Annotated in this window: 17 protein-coding genes; 5 read left to right on the forward strand and 12 right to left on the reverse strand. The window is 52.4% G+C overall.

Annotated elements, in window-relative coordinates:
* Positions 1-14 precede the first annotated feature (14 nt).
* The 7 genes from ACRRUX_RS01865 to ACRRUX_RS01895 form a co-directional block, all read right to left on the reverse strand.
* Complete coding sequence (locus ACRRUX_RS01865) at positions 15-581, reverse strand: mechanosensitive ion channel domain-containing protein (protein ID WP_432526587.1); 567 nt, start codon at positions 579-581, stop codon at positions 15-17.
* A gap of 106 nt (positions 582-687) precedes the next feature.
* Positions 688-3,912 carry a carbamoyl-phosphate synthase large subunit gene (gene carB / locus ACRRUX_RS01870; RefSeq protein ID WP_432526589.1) on the reverse strand — a complete coding sequence of 1,075 codons (3,225 nt, stop codon included), beginning with the start codon at positions 3,910-3,912 and terminating at the stop codon, positions 688-690.
* Between the two features lie 26 nt (positions 3,913-3,938).
* The gene (gene carA / locus ACRRUX_RS01875) at positions 3,939-5,084 is read right to left on the reverse strand and encodes a glutamine-hydrolyzing carbamoyl-phosphate synthase small subunit (protein ID WP_432526591.1); all 1,146 of its coding nucleotides are present in this window, start codon (positions 5,082-5,084) and stop codon (positions 3,939-3,941) included.
* Positions 5,085-5,272: 188 nt separating this feature from the next.
* The gene (gene dapB, locus ACRRUX_RS01880; RefSeq protein WP_432526593.1) at positions 5,273-6,085 is read right to left on the reverse strand and encodes a 4-hydroxy-tetrahydrodipicolinate reductase; all 813 of its coding nucleotides are present in this window, start codon (positions 6,083-6,085) and stop codon (positions 5,273-5,275) included.
* Between the two features lie 150 nt (positions 6,086-6,235).
* Positions 6,236-6,853, reverse strand: a complete 618-nt coding sequence (locus ACRRUX_RS01885; RefSeq protein ID WP_432526595.1) for an FKBP-type peptidyl-prolyl cis-trans isomerase — start codon at positions 6,851-6,853, stop codon at positions 6,236-6,238.
* A 174-nt stretch (positions 6,854-7,027) separates the two neighbouring features.
* Entirely contained in the window at positions 7,028-7,837 is an 810-nt protein-coding gene (locus ACRRUX_RS01890; protein WP_432526597.1) for a M48 family metallopeptidase, read from the reverse strand.
* Between the two features lie 78 nt (positions 7,838-7,915).
* Positions 7,916-8,719 carry a M48 family metallopeptidase gene (locus tag ACRRUX_RS01895; RefSeq protein ID WP_432526599.1) on the reverse strand — a complete coding sequence of 268 codons (804 nt, stop codon included), beginning with the start codon at positions 8,717-8,719 and terminating at the stop codon, positions 7,916-7,918.
* A gap of 259 nt (positions 8,720-8,978) precedes the next feature.
* Here ACRRUX_RS01895 and ACRRUX_RS01900 point away from each other — a divergent pair, with 259 nt between their 5' ends.
* Entirely contained in the window at positions 8,979-9,731 is a 753-nt protein-coding gene (locus tag ACRRUX_RS01900) for a PilZ domain-containing protein (RefSeq protein ID WP_432526601.1), read from the forward strand.
* Between the two features lie 56 nt (positions 9,732-9,787).
* Here the strand turns inward: ACRRUX_RS01900 and dnaJ are convergent, their stop codons facing one another.
* Both dnaJ and dnaK read right to left on the reverse strand, forming a co-directional pair.
* The gene (gene dnaJ / locus ACRRUX_RS01905; protein WP_432526603.1) at positions 9,788-10,915 is read right to left on the reverse strand and encodes a molecular chaperone DnaJ; all 1,128 of its coding nucleotides are present in this window, start codon (positions 10,913-10,915) and stop codon (positions 9,788-9,790) included.
* A 113-nt stretch (positions 10,916-11,028) separates the two neighbouring features.
* Entirely contained in the window at positions 11,029-12,948 is a 1,920-nt protein-coding gene (dnaK, locus tag ACRRUX_RS01910) for a molecular chaperone DnaK (protein WP_432526605.1), read from the reverse strand.
* Between the two features lie 259 nt (positions 12,949-13,207).
* On the opposite strand from dnaK, the gene ACRRUX_RS01915 reads away from it, so the two are divergent.
* Positions 13,208-14,110, forward strand: coding sequence for a DMT family transporter (locus tag ACRRUX_RS01915; protein WP_432526607.1), 903 nt, complete (start codon positions 13,208-13,210; stop codon positions 14,108-14,110).
* Between the two features lie 126 nt (positions 14,111-14,236).
* On the opposite strand, the gene ACRRUX_RS01920 is transcribed toward ACRRUX_RS01915, so the two are convergent.
* The gene (locus tag ACRRUX_RS01920) at positions 14,237-14,539 is read right to left on the reverse strand and encodes a hypothetical protein (protein ID WP_432526609.1); all 303 of its coding nucleotides are present in this window, start codon (positions 14,537-14,539) and stop codon (positions 14,237-14,239) included.
* Between the two features lie 336 nt (positions 14,540-14,875).
* Between ACRRUX_RS01920 and ACRRUX_RS01925 the strand changes: the two genes are divergently transcribed.
* A complete protein-coding gene (locus ACRRUX_RS01925) occupies positions 14,876-15,169 on the forward strand; it encodes a DUF3144 domain-containing protein (protein WP_432526611.1) in 294 nt (97 codons plus the stop codon).
* Between the two features lie 80 nt (positions 15,170-15,249).
* On the opposite strand, the gene ACRRUX_RS01930 is transcribed toward ACRRUX_RS01925, so the two are convergent.
* Together ACRRUX_RS01930 and ACRRUX_RS01935 are read right to left on the reverse strand one after the other, a co-directional pair.
* Positions 15,250-15,876: a hypothetical protein gene (locus ACRRUX_RS01930; RefSeq protein WP_432526613.1), complete on the reverse strand. Its 627-nt coding sequence runs from the start codon at positions 15,874-15,876 to the stop codon at positions 15,250-15,252.
* A gap of 872 nt (positions 15,877-16,748) precedes the next feature.
* Positions 16,749-16,898: a hypothetical protein gene (locus ACRRUX_RS01935; protein WP_432526615.1), complete on the reverse strand. Its 150-nt coding sequence runs from the start codon at positions 16,896-16,898 to the stop codon at positions 16,749-16,751.
* Between the two features lie 191 nt (positions 16,899-17,089).
* Here ACRRUX_RS01935 and ybaK point away from each other — a divergent pair, with 191 nt between their 5' ends.
* Positions 17,090-17,566 carry a Cys-tRNA(Pro) deacylase gene (ybaK, locus tag ACRRUX_RS01940; protein ID WP_432526617.1) on the forward strand — a complete coding sequence of 159 codons (477 nt, stop codon included), beginning with the start codon at positions 17,090-17,092 and terminating at the stop codon, positions 17,564-17,566.
* A gap of 141 nt (positions 17,567-17,707) precedes the next feature.
* Positions 17,708-18,064: a hypothetical protein gene (locus tag ACRRUX_RS01945; RefSeq protein WP_432526619.1), complete on the forward strand. Its 357-nt coding sequence runs from the start codon at positions 17,708-17,710 to the stop codon at positions 18,062-18,064.
* Position 18,065: the final 1 nt, after the last annotated feature.

Below are 18,065 nucleotides of genomic sequence, written 5' to 3' on the forward strand. Positions count from 1 at the left end.
GTATGGTTCGGCAATTATTGCGCGGCGGACTGAGTACCTTGCGTCTCAGATTTTGACTCGGGCTGAGCGGGCAGCCGGGTTTCAAACAGATCAGGACTCTTGGCAGCCAATTTCAGTACCGGCTTTTGCAACATCAGACTGTTGGGATAAGTGATTAAATCACCGTTGTCACGGACGATAAGCACATGAAACAGGGCAATTTCGCGGATCTCACCACTGATATCCTCGTCTTTATCCACAACTTTAATGCGCTCGCCAATGCGATAGGGAAACACAAAGAAAATCAAAATGCCGGCGGTCAGGTTACTGAGAATCGACCACTGGGCAATCAAGGCCACCCCCAGCACGGCAAAAATGGAAGAAACGAACAGACTGACGTCCTGATAACCGAGCCCAAAAGTCACTGCAATCAGGGACACGGTCACAAACAGCAATAAACCCGTCAGGAAACGTACCACCAGGGCCACCCGGGCCGGACCGACATTGCGAAAGCGTGCCAATTGCCCAACCCAGACTTTGAGCTGACGCTGGGCCAGATAGAAACCAGCAATATAGCAAAGCACCAACAACCATTTTTCCATTAATACCACTCCATAAATTACTGTGACTGCTGCGCCTAGAGCATAAGCTGACCGACAGATAGAAAAAAGGCCGCAATTGCGGCCTTTTCACAAATTGAACCTGAGATTATCGCTGGTTCACACGCTCGTGCAACTCCTGCACTGAGTTGACCTTGCTGCGGTCATCGGAAGTCGATGCCATACAGGTCGCAAATGCCGCATTCAGTGTAGTGGTGTACTGCACCTTGTAGCGCAGTGCGCCGCCACGCAGCTGACGGGAGTCTTCAATCGCCTGACGACCTTCAGTGGTGTTGACGATGTAGGTGTACTCACCGTTCTTGATGCGATCCAGAATATGTGGACGACCTTCGTGTACCTTATTCACCAGACGTGGATTGATACCGGCTTCACCCAGCACCACAGCCGTGCCATGGGTGGCATCCAGCTCGTAACCCAGTTCCACCAGTTTGGCGGCCAGGTCGGCAACGCGGCCTTTGTCACTGTCGCGAACAGACAGCAGCGCGCGGCCCTTCTTCGGAATATCCTTCACCGAACCCAGCTGCGCCTTGGCATACGCCTCGGCAAAGGTATCACCCACACCCATCACTTCACCGGTAGAGCGCATTTCAGGGCCAAGCAGCGGGTCAACACCCGGGAACTTGTTGAATGGCAACACTACCTCTTTGACTGAGTAGTATGGTGGGATAACTTCCTGGGTGAAGTTTTGCTCCTGCAGCGACTTACCCGCCATCACACGGGCCGCAATCTTGGCCAGCGGCACACCGGTCGCCTTGGACACGAACGGCACGGTACGGGCAGCACGAGGGTTAACTTCAATCATATAGATTTCGTTATTCTTCACCGCGAACTGCACGTTCATCAGACCGACTACACCCAGCTCGAATGCCAGCTTGCTGACCTGCTCGCGCATCTCATCCTGAATGGCTTTGGACAGAGTGTATGGCGGCAGTGAACAACCAGAGTCACCTGAGTGAACACCGGCCTGCTCGATGTGCTCCATGATGGCGCCAACCACGACTGTTTTGCCGTCGCATACGGCATCGATATCCACCTCAGTGGCATCATCCAGGAAGCGGTCCAGCAGAACAGGAGAAGCGTTGGATACACTGACCGCGTCGTTGAAGTAACGGCGCAGATCCTGCTCGTCATAAACGATTTCCATAGCGCGGCCGCCCAGCACGTAGGATGGACGCACCACCAGTGGGTAACCGATACGCTCGGCTGACAGTACTGCACCTTCCACTGTGGTGACGGTATCGTTCTCAGGCTGCTTCAGGCCCAGACGCTGCACCGCCTGCTGGAAGCGCTCACGGTCTTCAGCGCGGTCGATGGCATCAGGGCTGGTACCGATAACAGGCACACCTGCAGCTTCCAGCGCGCGGGCCAGTTTCAGTGGCGTCTGGCCACCGTACTGCACGATGACGCCTTTTGGCTGTTCAACCCGCACGATTTCCAGTACGTCTTCCAGGGTTACCGGCTCAAAGTACAGGCGGTCGGAGGTATCGTAATCGGTCGATACTGTCTCTGGGTTACAGTTAACCATGATGGTTTCAAAGCCATCTTCGCGCAGCGCCAGCGCCGCGTGCACACAGCAGTAATCGAACTCGATACCCTGACCAATACGGTTTGGACCACCGCCCAGCACCATGATCTTGTCACGGCTGGATGGATTGGCTTCACACTCTTCCTCATAGGTCGAGTACATGTAAGCGGTGTCAGTAGAGAACTCAGCGGCGCAGGTATCCACTCGCTTGTAAACCGGGTAGATTTCAAAGCGGTGACGGGTCTTGCGCAGTTCGTTCTCACTGATGCCCAGCAGTTCAGCCAGACGCGCATCAGCGAAACCTTTACGCTTGAGCTGACGCAGCAAGTCGGCATCCAGGTTGGCCCAACCCAGTTCACGCACCTTGTTCTCTGACTTAATCAGATCTTCAATCTGCACCAGGAACCAGGGGTCAATGTTGGTCAGCTTGAAGATGGCATCCATGGACAGGCCGGCGCGGAACGCATCAGCGATGTACCAGATACGGTCTGCACCAGGCTCTTTGAGCTCGTGGCGAATTTTCTGCAGAGCGTCGCTATCGTCAACATTAACAATCGGATCCAGACCATGACGGCCTACTTCCAGACCACGCAAGGCTTTTTGCAACGACTCCTGGAAAGTACGGCCAATGGCCATCACCTCGCCCACAGACTTCATCTGAGTGGTCAGACGGTCATTGGCACCGGCAAACTTTTCGAAGTTGAAGCGTGGCACCTTGGTTACCACATAGTCGATGGCAGGTTCGAACGAGGCTGGGGTCTTACCGCCAGTGATGTCGTTGGACAGCTCATCCAGGGTGAAACCCACGGCCAGCTTGGCGGCAATCTTGGCAATCGGGAAACCGGTTGCCTTGGAGGCCAGCGCAGATGAACGGGATACCCGCGGGTTCATCTCGATGATCACCATACGGCCAGTCTTGGGGTTGATACCGAACTGCACGTTGGAGCCACCGGTTTCCACACCGATTTCACGCAGTACCGCCATGGAGGCGTTACGCATGATCTGGTATTCCTTGTCGGTCAGGGTCTGCGCCGGGGCCACAGTGATAGAGTCACCTGTGTGTACACCCATTGGGTCGAAGTTTTCGATGGCACACACGATAATGCAGTTATCGTTGCGGTCACGGACCACTTCCATCTCGTACTCTTTCCAGCCGATCAGCGACTCGTCAATCAGCAGCTCTTTGGTTGGCGACAGATCCAGACCACGGCTGCAAATCTCTTCAAACTCTTCCTTGTTGTAAGCGATACCGCCGCCTGAACCACCCATGGTGAATGACGGGCGGATAATGCAGGGGAAACCCACTTCATCCAGCACGCCAAAGGCCTCTTCCATATTGTGGGCAATGCCAGCGCGGGGACATTCCAGGCCGATGGACTTCATGGCCTTGTCGAAACGTGAGCGGTCTTCTGCTTTGTCGATGGCATCGGCAGTGGCGCCGATCATTTCGACATTGAACTCGGCCAGTACGCCCTGACGTTCCAGTTCCAGCGCACAGTTCAGTGCTGTCTGGCCGCCCATGGTAGGCAGAATGGCGTCCGGACGTTCTTTGGCGATGATGTTACGCACCACTTCCCAGTGGATAGGCTCGATGTAAGTGGCATCGGCCATTTCCGGGTCAGTCATGATGGTGGCTGGGTTGGAGTTCACCAGAATCACACGGTAGCCTTCTTCGCGCAGGGCTTTACAGGCCTGTGCACCTGAGTAGTCAAACTCACAGGCCTGGCCGATTACAATCGGACCGGCACCCAGGATAAGGATACTTTGAATGTCTGTACGTTTTGGCATGGCTTACTTCTCTGCTCCGAATTCTGTTACTTGGCGGTCTGACGGTACTGTTCGATCAGTTCGATAAAGTGGTCGAACAAAGGCGCGCAGTCGTGTGGTCCTGGGCTGGCTTCAGGGTGGCCCTGGAAGCTGAACGCAGGTTTGTCAGTCAGATGGATACCCTGCAGCGAACCATCAAACAGTGACTTGTGAGTCACCTTGATGTTGGCCGGCAGCGTGGCTTCGTCAGCAGCAAAACCGTGGTTCTGGCTGGTGATCATCACAGTGCCTTTGTCGATATCGCTTACCGGGTGGTTGGCACCGTGGTGACCGAACTTCATCTTCAGCGTTTGAGCACCACTGGCCAGAGCCAGCAGCTGATGACCCAGACAGATGCCGAATACAGGGATGTCGGTAGTCAGGATTTCTTTAATTGCATTGATGGCATAGTCACATGGCGCCGGGTCACCCGGGCCGTTGGACAGGAACACACCATCGGGGTTCATCGCCAGCACTTCACTGGCCGGAGTTTGCGCCGGTACTACAGTGACATCACAGCCACGGTCAACCAGCATGCGCAGAATGTTGGTTTTGACGCCATAGTCGTATGCCACGACTTTAAATTTCAGCTCATCCGCTGGAGTATCGGCAGGTAATCCGCCTTCCAGACGCCAGCTTCCTTTACGCCACTGATAAGCAGACTCAGTGGTCACTTCTTTGGCTAAATCCATGCCTTTCAGCCCCGGAAATGCCTTGGCAGCTTCCAGCGCTTTGGTTTCGTCCATGTCGCCAACCAGGATACATCCGGCCTGAGCACCTTTTTCACGCAGAATACGGGTCAAACGACGGGTATCGATATCAGCAATGCCCACCACTTTATTGGCTTTTAGGTAATCACTGAGGGATTGCTGATTGCGGAAGTTGCTGGCGAGAAGGGGAAGATCCCGGATGATCAGACCACAGGCATGAACGCTGCTGGATTCTGTATCTTCTGAATTGGTTCCGGCATTACCAATATGGGGGTAGGTTAACGTTACGATTTGGCGGGAGTAGGAGGGATCGGTCAATATTTCTTGATACCCTGTCATGGAAGTGTTAAAAACGACTTCTCCAACAGCGATTCCATCCGCTCCAATTGCGGTACCTCGGAATACGGATCCATCTTCGAGTACGAGTAAGGCAGACTGTGTCAACGCGACCTCCGAAAAGACAAGCCACTGAAAATGTTAATTTTTTGAATAGTTAAAATACCAAATTCCGCCTTATTTGCGAAATTTTGACAAATTCCGAGGATTATACCTCGCGTTTTTAGATGCGTCTACAGCAGCACTTTCTAAACTGGAAAAAAATTCCAAAAAAAACCGCCTGACGGCGGCCTTTGTTAACTTAACCCTAACACCTGCTGCATATCGTACAGCCCGGCATCCTGATCGACTAACCATAAAGAGGCACGCATTGCACCATTAGCAAAGGTCATACGACTCGACGCTTTATGGGTAATCTCCAGTCGCTCACCAATATCGGCAAACATGGCAGTGTGTTCCCCCACCAGGTCGCCGGCACGGATAGTGGCAAAACCTATGGTTTCGCGGTCACGCTCGCCGGTAATGCCCTCGCGGCCATAAACTGCGCACTTTTCCAGATCACGCCCCAGCTTATTGGCGATTACCTCACCCATTTTCAGTGCAGTGCCGCTGGGCGCATCTTTCTTGAATCTGTGGTGACCTTCAATAATCTCAATATCCGTGTATTCGCCCATGACTTCAGCCGCCAGTTCCAACAGCTTCCACATCAGGTTAACCCCGACAGACATGTTGGGCGCCAGCACTACCGGCGTCTGCTCAGCGAACGCCGCAATCTGCTCCTTCTGCGCGGCATTGAAACCTGTGGTGCCAATGACAATGGCTTTCTGGTGGCGGACACACCAGTCCAGGTGCGCCAGCGTGCCTTCAGGCGAAGTAAAATCAATCAGTACATCAAAGCGCTCGGCGACCTCATCCAGACTGCTGACCAAAGACACGGATTGATTCCCAATACCCGCCAGCTCTCCGGCATCACAACCAAGCAGACTGGAATCCGGGCGCTCAATCGCGGCCCCCAGAATAATGCCCGGGAAATTCTGCGTTGCTTCAATTAAGGTGCGTCCCATGCGACCGCCAGCACCGACGATAGCAACCCGGGTATGTCCGCTCATACTTTACTCCCTGAAAATCACTGAAATCTTTTCAGCGATTCTACCTAAACTCAGCCTTTGATTGGGAAAAATCTCAATGAGCAAATTTCAGCCATAAAAAAACGCCGGCCAGGCCGACGTTTTTGTTGAAATCGAGGTACTTAAACCTGCTTACAGAACATCCAGCAGTTCGACTTCAAATACCAGAGTGGAGTATGGAGGGATAGAGGCACCGGCACCACGCTCACCGTAAGCCAGGTGCGAAGGCACATACAGCTTCCACTTGGAACCGGCTGGCATCAGTTGCAGCGCTTCGGTCCAACCGGCGATCACGCCGGATACCGGGAATTCAGCAGGCTGACCACGAACCACAGAGCTGTCGAACACGTCACCGTTGATGAAAGAACCATGGTAGTGGGTGCGTACAGTGTCATTGTAGGTAGGTTTGGCGCCGTTACCTTCAGTGATGATTTCGTACTGCAGACCAGATTCTGTGGTAAATACACCGTCACGCTTGGCATTTTCAGCCAGGAAAGCTTCACCTTCGGCAGAAGCGGCTGCCGCAGCTTCTTCCTGCGCCAGCTGCAGACGACGGCTGATCTCAGTGAAGGCGATCTGCATATCCTGCATGGAGACCACGCTCTCCTTACCGTCGAACGCATCAGCCAGACCAGCCTGTACAGCAGAGATATCAATCCCTTCAAAAGAGTTGGCTTTCAGCTGCTCGCCCAGTTGACGACCCACGCCATAGCTGGCTTGCTGTTCTACTGTGGAGAACTTCTCAGACATAATAGGTTACTCTCTGTTAGTGATAAGTTTTGCGGCGCGAATTGTATCACATACTGACCCGCGCGCGCAGGCACTGATTTTTCAGTGATTGCTGATACGCAGCAGCAACGGCCATTGTCCATACAGCTCATTCCCTTTTGCCTTATTTCCCTATTACCCCTCTCAACCGGTAACTCAGGGCAAGCGACACACAGGCAAGCTATTGGTTCTTGCTTTAAGGTAAATCGCCTGAGCCTGAGATTGCTGCGCCGACAAATCCTCAATGCGACTGTCGTGGGAGGGATGGGTTGACAGAATTTCCAAAGGTTGACGGCCCGACACCCGCGCCATATTTTGCCACAGGGCAATGGCCGCCTGAGGATTAAATCCGGCCCGCGCCATCAATTGCAGTCCAATGATATCCGCCTCGGTTTCCTGATCCCGGCCAAACGGCAAACTGATCCCGACCTCTGCGCCCAATCCCAGCGCTGCCATCACCATATCCCTGTGCTCGACCTCGCCCATATCCAGCGCCCAGTCGATCGCTTTCAATCCCCAGTTTTTCATCTCGCTGCGCGAAGCCTGCTCATTGCCATGGCTGGAAAGCACATGGGCAATTTCATGACCTATCACAGCCGCCAGTTCATCCGGGGTGTTGGCGACCCTGAGCATACCTGTGTAAATCCCGATATACCCACCGGGCAGCGCAAAGGCATTGACCTGAGGCGAGTCAAACACCACCACTTCCCAGTGTTGCCCGCTGGCCTGAGGCAATGCCTCCAGCAGCCTTGAAGTAATGCAATCCACATAGGCATTGAGTGCCGGATTGCGATTGATGGGCAAATTTTGCTTCATCCGGGTAAAACTCGCCTGGCCCATCTGCGCCATGTCGGTATCAGAAAACAACAGGGTTTGATTGCGCCCGGTAGGCGAAGTGTGGGTATCGCAGCCACTGAGCAGCGCCACTGCCAGCGACATCATCACTGCGGAGATAATTTTTTTCATAGAGACTCGTTTACAACTTCCTGTCTCTTTATATGTGGGCGACATCCCTTCACTCCAAGGACTGTCGCCCGGAATTTATCATTTTGGTGCTCGGCACACTGTCCTGGACTGCTGTCTGGCCGCCTGATACAAGGGCTTGGCAGCCTGCTGCTGCGCGTTGAGTTCCTTGATTCTGGTGCTGTGAGATGGGTGAGTCGAAAGCATTTCCGGCGGTGCACCACTGCTCGCTTTAGCCATGTTGTGCCACAGGGCGATTGACGCCTCCGGGTCAAATCCGGCCCGGGCCATTAATTCCACGCCCATGATATCAGCCTCTGTTTCCTGCTCACGACCATAGGGCAGAGTGAAAAACACATTGGTGCCCAGCGCCGCCAATTGAGTAATGGTTGCGGCACTTTCTACGCCGTACGCGGCCAGTCCAATATTGAGCAGTTGCAATCCGGTTCCCGTCATTTGTGAACGAGACACCTTTTCGTTGCTGTGATGAGCCAGCACATGAGCGACTTCGTGGCCCATCACTGCCGCCAGTTGATCGGCATTTTCAGCGACGCCAAGCAATCCGGTATAAACCCCAATATAACCGCCGGGCAGAGCAAAGGCATTCACCTGAGGTGAATCGAACACCACCACTTCCCACTGCTGAGGTGGCAGCACGCCGGAGATCCTCTCAGCGACACAGTTGACATAGGCATTGAGCGCCGGGTCCTGACTGACTTTTTCCTGCTGCTTAAGTTGAGCAAACGACACCTGTCCCAGCTGGGCCATTTCCGCTTCACTGTGCATCAGCATCTGGCTGCGACCTGTGGGTGACTGATGAGTGGCACACGCAGTCAACAGCAGCACACCGGCGGCAATCGCAGGCGTGATTATTCTTTTTAGCATTCTGCTTCTTTGTTTCTCACTGGGCATAGCACGTCCCCGCATTCTGGTATTGCGTTGGCATCAGTTTACACAGACTGTGATGCCGACAAAACCACACCAGCAGACTCAACATGTCACCTCCAGTTCTTTTATGCGTTATCCGACCATAATACAGGCAACATCACCGACAGTGGATAGCTGGATTACAGCGGTGCTGTCATCAGGCAGTTTTGCCCGAATGTATTACTGTTAAAGTATCCGCAACAGCAGGCTTGCATAAATGGGACGCCCCTCAGCAGAAGACAGTAAACACTACAGCAGCGACAGAGAGCAGCCGGTGTCGGGCCTGAGCGCAATGGATTTTATCGATCACGGCAGCGATGTCTGTATTGAGTTTCAGACGCCACTGGGCCAAAAGACCCAAATTGAGACCCAGTTTATTGGCTACGACAACAAAAGGCACATCTATTACAGCCTGCCAAGAATGCCTCCCGCTGATATGGAGTTGTATTTACAACCACAATTCTGGGCATTTGTAACGACAACCTCAGAGCGTGGAGAGGGCGCAATCGTCAAATTCAGGACACAAATTGAGTTTGTCATCACCCAACCTGTCAGCCTGCTGGTATTGAAATTACCGGAGCAGGCTATGCTGTTCCAATTGCGCAAGGAAATGCGTTATCAGCTCAACATCAAGGTCGCATTGTTGATGGAAAAACGCAAACTGGAAGTTGAGCTCAGGAATATCTCCGCCAATGGCTGTGGCTTCAGCTACCGTGGCATTGCACCGGTGCTGGAGTCCGGTGCGGCTTATACCATTGAAGTCTGCTGTCCAAATACCAAAGAAACCTTTTTACTTCAGGGCATTATTCGCAATCACAGGGTACATCGTGGGCGCCAGGAGTATGGTCTGCTATTTACCGGCGAAGGGGGAAAAACAGGACGAAGTCTGTTGTCAAAACTGGTTTTCAATGGTGCCAAACTGGTATTCCAGAAACCCAGGCCCCCTGACAACAAACTGGCCAATGGATGATAAAAAGCCCGGCGCTCTGGCCGGGCTTAATTTTACATCGAAAGATGTTATCGGGATCAGTTATTCAGATCCTGGAAGAACTTCTTCACACCATCGAAGAACCCTTCAGCCTTGGGGCTGTGCTTGCGGGATTCACCTGTCAGGGTCGCCTCAAATTCGCGCAGCAATTCTTTCTGACGCTCATTCAGGTTAACCGGGGTTTCCACCACCACTTTACACAGCAGATCGCCCACTGCATGGCTGCGTACTGACTTCACGCCTTTACCGCGCAAACGGAACATACGACCAGTCTGAGTCTCGGTTGGGATCTTCAGGCTGACTTTGCCATCCAGGGTAGGCACCTGCACTTCACCGCCTAAAGCCGCTTTGCTGAAGGAAATCGGCACTTCACAGTACAGGTTGTTGCCATCACGCACAAAGATAGGGTGCTCGCGCACGCTTACCTGTACATACAAGTCCCCTGGTGGTGCTCCGAATTCACCGGCTTCGCCTTCACCCGCCAGGCGGATACGGTCACCGGTATCCACACCCGCCGGGATTTTAACCGACAGGGTTTTGGTCTTCTCGACACGGCCTTCGCCATGACACTTACTGCAGGGATCTTTGATGATCTTGCCGCGACCATGACAGGTTGGACAGGCTTGCTGCACCGCGAAGAAGCCCTGACGCATCTGCACCTGACCACTGCCGTGACAGGTACCACAGGTGGTCGCCGACGTGCCGGGTTTGGCGCCCGAGCCGTCACACACATCACAGCTTGCCAAAGTAGGGATACGCAGCTCTTTGGTCAGGCCGCGAACCGCTTCTTCCAGTGACAGTTCCAGGTTATATCTCAGGTCTGCACCACGGGCTGCCTGACGCTGGCCACGACGACCGCCGCCAAAGATATCACCAAAGACATCACCGAAAATATCACCGAAATCAGCACCGCCGCCGAAGCCACCGCCGCCGCGGTTAGGATCAACACCGGCATGACCAAACTGATCATAGGCTGCTTTCTTATCTGAGTCGGTCAGGATTTCGTAAGCTTCCTTCACTTCTTTGAAGTTGGCTTCAGCTTCTTTATCCCCTGGATTGCGGTCAGGGTGATATTTCATCGCCAAGCGCTTGTAGGCCTTTTTGATATCCCGTTCGCTGGCGTCGCGGCCAACGCCCAATACTTCGTAATAATCTCGCTTTGACATAGTCTTCGCTTTCTCTGAGCTGACAGTTAATTTTGACTTCGGGAGACGTAACAACGGGCGTTAGGGGATTCCCGTAACGCCCGCTGGACGAATAATTAAGGACTAACCCTCAATTATTTCTTGTCGTCTTTAACCTCTTCAAACTCGGCATCAACAACATCGTCAGCAGACGCTTTGCTCTGACCGGCTTCAGCCTGGGCACCGCCCTGAGCTGCCTGTGCCTTGGCCTGGGCAATTTCCATCAGCTTGGAAGAGGCTTCGATCAGCTCCTGAGAGGCTTTCTCGATGGCTTCTTTGTCGTTACCTTTAGTAGCGGTGTCAACTTTCGCCATGGCTTCTTCAATCTTGGCCTTGTCATCAGCCGCCAGCGCGTCACCGGCTTCGGTGATTTGCTTCTTGGTGGCGTGTACCAGACCATCAGCCTGGTTACGGGCAGTTACCAACTCTTCGAACTTCTTGTCTTCGTCCGCGTGGGCTTCTGCGTCACGTACCATTTTTTCGATTTCATCATCTGACAGACCAGAAGAAGCCTTGATGGTGATCTTCTGCTCTTTGCCGGTTTTCTTGTCTTTGGCAGACACGTTCAGAATACCGTCAGCGTCGATATCGAAAGTGACTTCAATCTGTGGCATGCCACGTGGTGCTGGCTCGATACCTTCCAGGTTGAACTGACCCAGAGACTTGTTGGCGCTGGCCTGCTTACGCTCACCCTGCAGCACGTGAATGGTCACGGCGCTCTGGTTGTCATCAGCAGTAGAGAAGGTCTGCGATGCCTTGGTAGGGATCGTGGTGTTCTTCTCAATCAGCTTGGTCATTACGCTGCCCATGGTTTCGATACCCAGAGACAGAGGCGTCACGTCCAGCAGCAGTACGTCTTTCACGTCACCGGCCAGTACACCACCCTGAATTGCCGCGCCCATGGCCACAGCTTCATCTGGGTTAACGTCTTTACGAGGCTCTTTACCGAAGAAGTTGGTTACTGCTTCCTGAACCTTAGGCATACGGGTTTGACCACCCACCAGAATCACTTCGTTGATGTCAGACACAGACAGGTCAGCATCAGCCAGTGCGACTTTCAGCGGCTCCAGAGAGCGCTGGATCAGGTCTTCAACCAGAGATTCCAGCTTGGCACGGGTGATCTTAACCACCAGGTGCTTAGGACCAGTCGCATCTGCAGTGATGTATGGCAGGTTAACTTCAGTCTGAGTGGTGCTGGACAGTTCGATCTTGGCCTTTTCAGCAGCTTCTTTCAGACGCTGCATCGCCAGTGGATCGTTGCGCAGATCCATGCCCTGCTCTTTCTTGAATTCATCAGCCAGATAGTTGATCAGACGGTTGTCGAAGTCTTCACCACCCAGGTGAGTGTCACCGTTGGTTGCCAGTACTTCGAAGGTCTGGTCGCCATCATTGCTGTCGATTTCAATGATGGAGATATCGAAAGTACCGCCACCCAGATCGTATACCGCAACAATGTTGTCGCCCTGCTTCTTGTCGATACCATAGGCCAGTGCCGCAGCAGTTGGCTCGTTAATGATACGCTTCACGTCCAGACCCGCGATACGACCGGCATCTTTGGTAGCCTGACGCTGCGCATCGTTGAAGTAAGCAGGTACAGTGATAACCGCTTCAGTCACTGGTTCACCCAGGAAGTCTTCAGCAGTTTTCTTCATTTTCTTCAGCACTTCAGCAGATACCTGAGGTGCAGCCATCTTATTGCCACGGGACTCAACCCAGGCGTCGCCGTTGTCAGCTTCGATGATTTTGAATGGCATGATGTTTACATCACGCTGCACTTCATCATCAGTAAAGCGACGACCAATCAGACGCTTGATCGCAAAGAAAGTGTTGGTTGGGTTGGTCACTGCCTGACGTTTTGCAGGCTGGCCTACCAGAGTTTCATCTTCTGTGTAGGCAATGATAGAAGGAGTAGTGCGATCGCCTTCAGCATTTTCCAGTACGCGCGCTTTACCGCCATCCAAGATAGCAACACAGGAGTTGGTTGTGCCCAAATCGATACCGATAATTTTACCCATGGGGTCCTCCAAAAAACTTTTAACGCTTAATTCTGTTCAATGATGGTGATATGGGGATGGTTTTTCCGGCTTTCAAGTCCTGCTCTCCATGCTGCCATATCGCTCTTAACTCCCTATATTGGGATGCCATTTTCAAAAACAAGGGCAACTTAAAAAATTTTGATCTTTTTTTCGTTGGCTAACTTTTTCACATTGTATAATGCATACAACTTTCAGACGTACCGACCCTGTCCCTTGGGTATCGGATGGAACTTCTCAATTGAAAACTTCAAATCTGGCCTATGCCTACGGTCTGGGCGCCGTGCTGTGCTGGTCTACTGTCGCCACTGCATTTAAGCTGGCACTGCAACATTTCACCCCGCTGCAATTGGTGTTGGTGGCGGTATGTACTTCCATCATCACGCTGGCGGTCATTCTTGGAGTGCAGGGCAAACTCAGGCTATTAAAAAGCCAATTCAGGACCCGCCCCCTGTTTTATCTGCAAACCGGCATCATTAATCCCTTCCTGTACTACATGGTACTGTTCCAGTCCTACGCCCTGCTGCCCGCGCAGCAGGCGCTGGCACTGAATTACACCTGGGCGATTTTGTTGCCGCTGCTGGCAGTGCCTTTACTTGGGCAGAAGCTCAGGGGCGCTGACATTTTGGCGGCCATTACCGGCTACATTGGCGTATTGGTGATCGCCACCGGCGGCAACCCGCTGTCGATGCAGTTTGAAAATCCGCTGGGGGTTGCCATGGCCCTGGTGTCCACCTGTCTGTGGAGTCTGTACTGGATTATCAATACCAAAGATGAAGGCGAGCCAGTGGTCAGTCTGATGCTGAGTTTCATAGTCAGCCTGCCCTTTATTCTGGGCATGGTGCTGGCAACCGATACGCTGCCAACCCTGAATCCACAAGCGCTGGCGGCCGGTATCTATGTCGGTCTGTTTGAAATGGGCATCACCTTTGTGCTGTGGCTGATGGCGCTGAAAAAAGCCGAACGTGCCGCCAACATCAGCACCCTGGCGTTTCTGACGCCCTTGCTGTCTATGTGTCTGATTGCGCTGGTACTGAAAGAAACCATCACTGCTTCAACCATAGCCGGAATGGGATTGATTCTGGCGGCGCTGGTGTTGCAGAAATTACTTAAACCCCGTGCGCCCAAGGTGGAAACCGCCTGACACGGGTACAACCACCAAGGTTAAACATAAAAGGCCGATGGAATTAGCATCGGCCTTTTTGCTTTGCGGCAAAATAAATTGTTTATTCAGATGGGTATTCTGCTCGCAGGCGGCTCGGATACCGCTCTACGCCAGATAAAAATAGCCGATAGCCACCAGCAGTACACCACCAATGTAGGTAACAAACAGCTGATTGGCACGCCTGTGGCGCTGCGCCAGCACCCTGATATGCGGGTTAGTGCACTGTTGCAGCATGCGCGCTCCCTTGGGCGAGATAAACATCAACGGAAATTGCCAACGCCCATGAACGCCAAGATCGTGCCACAAGCCCGGCTCAAGCGCTTTAACGGCCTGATAATACCGATACTCACTGTATGCCGCCCACAGCATCAGGAGTAACCAAAGCCATCCCAGTATAGTGATCAACATTGCCGATAATCCCCTGTATCAACTCATCGCTGTTATGGCTCCCGCCTGCAGCCGTTGTCTGTTCCATGACTCAGATTCCGCTTTCGTGTTGATCATAGTCCAATGCAGGCAGGAGAAACCAATGACTGTCAGCTCCAGACCCTGCCAACTTCCCGTTCATCCTGATAGGATTTCCCCCGGAATGCGATTCAGCTCATCATTTTCACGTTGTATCAACCAATTATGTGAAGCAGCTTGCTGTCTCATGCAGGCAAAATACCTTAGGGTTAAAGTGAACAGCTAATACAGTGACAGGCTAAAATGGCCTGCCACTCATAGATAGAACAGGAATTGCTGATGTCTGATACCGAACAAGCCTTTTATGACCGCGCCACTGAGATGATCAAATTGGCCAACAAGCAAAACCAGAATACCGAAATTAAAACCGGTGAAGTCAGTGCTTCCTTCATGTACGCAGTCGCGCGTTACAACGCCTGGTTTGGCTCAACCAACTTTGAAACCAAAGAGCAAATGGTGTCCAAGAAGCAAGAGATGATGGATTACTATGTTGAGCGCTACAAAGAGATGCTGGAGTCCAATATGAATGACTATATTGAGCATTTCGATCACTACCGCTCCACGCAGAAGTAATCACTGAAGATACCCAGACGCCCTGGCTGCCAATGTGTTGCTCAGGGCGTTTTCATGATGACAAACAATAACCTAAGCCATTAACGGCCGTTAACATCCACCTCGCCGACGCCAACATCCACATGCAGGCTACCCTGTCCCCGGGTCTGTGCACTGTAGCTGGCGCTCACCATTGCCCGTTTTACCTCCACTTCCCGGCCGTTGACTGAATAGCTGACATCACCCACCCCGGAATTCAGTTCAATATCGCCATACTCATGACTGTGATTGATTTCGACCTCACCCACGCCCAGATCAATCATCAGACTGTTATCCATACCCGAAGTTTGAATACGCCCAACCCCCATATCCATCTGGATCTTTGCAGATGCCGGTAGAGAAATACGCCAATGTTCCTGTACATCTTCACTGTCGCTGATGCGCAGAGCCAGGCTGTTGCCGGCATTCAGACGAACATCCAGCTCAATATCACTGACATCCTTTTCGCTGCCGAAAAATAAAAATCCAGTCTTCTTGCCAGTCAACTCAACCTCAACCACTACCTGCTGACGGTCGGAGGCAATGATTTCAACTTCGCCGACACCAACATCCAGTTGCAGCATTTCTCCCTGATAGTCGAATGATTGTGACAGCAGTTTATCATCGGCAAATGCCTGGGTGGCTAACAGTAAACCGGTAAGTACCACAACGGTGATGAACTTGTTCATATTGCTTCTCCATGTCATATCTCTTTACTTATCTCACACCAAAGCAAAGACAGTGCCAATGGAAAACATTGTTTAATTATCAATAGATTAAAGATAACTCAAAGATATTTAACAGTGGACTTCACCGCCGTTTCAGACCTCAGGGCGGTGAATTTAACGTGCAAGTAGTGAATATCGCCAACGATAACGGCAACAATAACTCTGCACGTTATGGACAGGGCTTATCCTGACTCAAGAAAAGGCGTTACGCTACGGGCTGCTGATAACCAGGCATGATGATACGCCCATCCAGACAAGCGCAAATTTCCAGCCCGTTCAGCCGTGCCAAAAACCACTCTCGACCCACCAGCTGACCATTTTCAAATCCCGGCTACATGGCAAACTCATCACTTTCCGGGTCAGTCAGCTTGCAGCTGATTTGGGTGTAAATCGCCCCGATGCCACTGATGTCAACGTCAGAGACTCGCCGGATGCGATTTGAACATGCGCCTCAAAGCAGGTGTTGCAGGCCTCAAACTGCACCTTGTTATGCCTTAATGACAGCTCATCTATACCATTGATATATGACTTGTAATCTTCACCTGTCAGCTCGCACAACACATGGTTGAGCTAAAAATAACGATTTCTGGGCGTCAATTGCTCCAGCGCCAAATCTCCGGGAGTGATTGTGGGCAGAATGCCGGTTGCCAACACCTGAGACTGCTCAGCCTCCGCCGCCTCCTTAAATTCAGCGAAAAATCCGTCCGGTTCTCCTGAGCCTGACTCAGCCCCGAGCCGCTAACCTCCCCGGGGCTGAGGTTAGCCTCCAGATTGAACAGCGCCAGTTCATGGGTAAAAAAGAATCGTCCAGACAGGACAGCACTGAGCATGCCTTAGGGCCGGGCTTGGTATCGGCTCCCTCCGGTTTCAAATTTGTCCTGCTGTGACATGGCTTTCAGCGCCTGCGCATCTTCAAGCCAGTGCTGCTTGAACAGGCGTTTGTCATGATGAGACTTGTTGGTATTACTGAAGTCCTTTTCCATACCGCCTACCCTGTATTAGCCCGCAATGTGCGATCAGATTGTTAATGGGCTATCCCCAATGCTGCGTAAACACTTACCAGGCTTTCGTACCAACCTCCCGGCAATAACAACAGCATCATCTGTGTGAACCAAAAATCACTGAACAGTGCAGGTCAAAAGCTTATACTTGGCGTTTTTATCCGGAGTTTGTCATGACCCCCGCCACTGTCCAGGCCAAAAAAGCCAAAATCCCCTTTGAAATGCACGAGTATGACCATGATAAAGATGTGCACGCCTTTGGTGATGAGGTGGCACAAAAGCTTAACCTTGATGCCGCGCAGGTGTTCAAAACCCTGCTGGTCGCCGAGTCAGCGACCTCAGCCCCCGTCGCGGTGGCGTTGGTGCCTGTCAGCCATCAGCTGGATCTCAAAGCTCTGGCCAAGGAGCTGAAACTCAAAAAGCTGACCATGGCTGGTGTGGAACCGGCACAAAAGAGTACCGGTTATCTGGTTGGTGGCATCAGTCCGCTGGGGCAAAAAAAACGCCTGCCAACAGTGATTGATGAGAGTGCCAATCAGTTTGATACCATCTATGTCAGTGGTGGAAAACGCGGACTGCAGTTAAGTCTCAAGGCGTCTGATCTGGCCAAAGTGCTGAATGCCAGATTTGCCGACCTCAAACACGTTTAACTTTGGACCGTTGCAATTCCCTCTAGCGCTTCAAGTCGCTGCGACTCAATGGCTGAGTAGTGGATTCCGACACAGAATTTTGCATTCGCCGGTCAGCGGGGTTATAACCAACAGGTGAATGGATTCATACAAGGAGGGGCTATGGATGAGCCCGGCAAGTTACTGAGTCTCAGCCAGGCACGATGGCTTAAGCTGTCTGGCATCGTTATCGCGCTGGTGATCTTTACTGTGCAGCGTTTTACCGGCAACGAGTACACTCACCTTTTGGTGTTGCTGTATTGTCTGTTTTTACTGCCAGCCATCGCACTGGACAGAGCGGTGCAGGAGCGTTACTTCCCGTATATACAGCCCTTCATCGCAGCCCTGAGAGCGGTAACCATAGTGGTCACCGTGATGATGTTGGCACTGTATCTTTATGCCATGATGACGCCGCTTGGCGATCCCATCACTCTACCGGAGCACCTCAGATATCCGGGAGAATTGCAGCCCTCAGATTGAA

It is taken from the genome of Shewanella sp. GXUN23E, assembly GCF_050865035.1.
Lineage (GTDB): Bacteria > Pseudomonadota > Gammaproteobacteria > Enterobacterales > Shewanellaceae > Shewanella.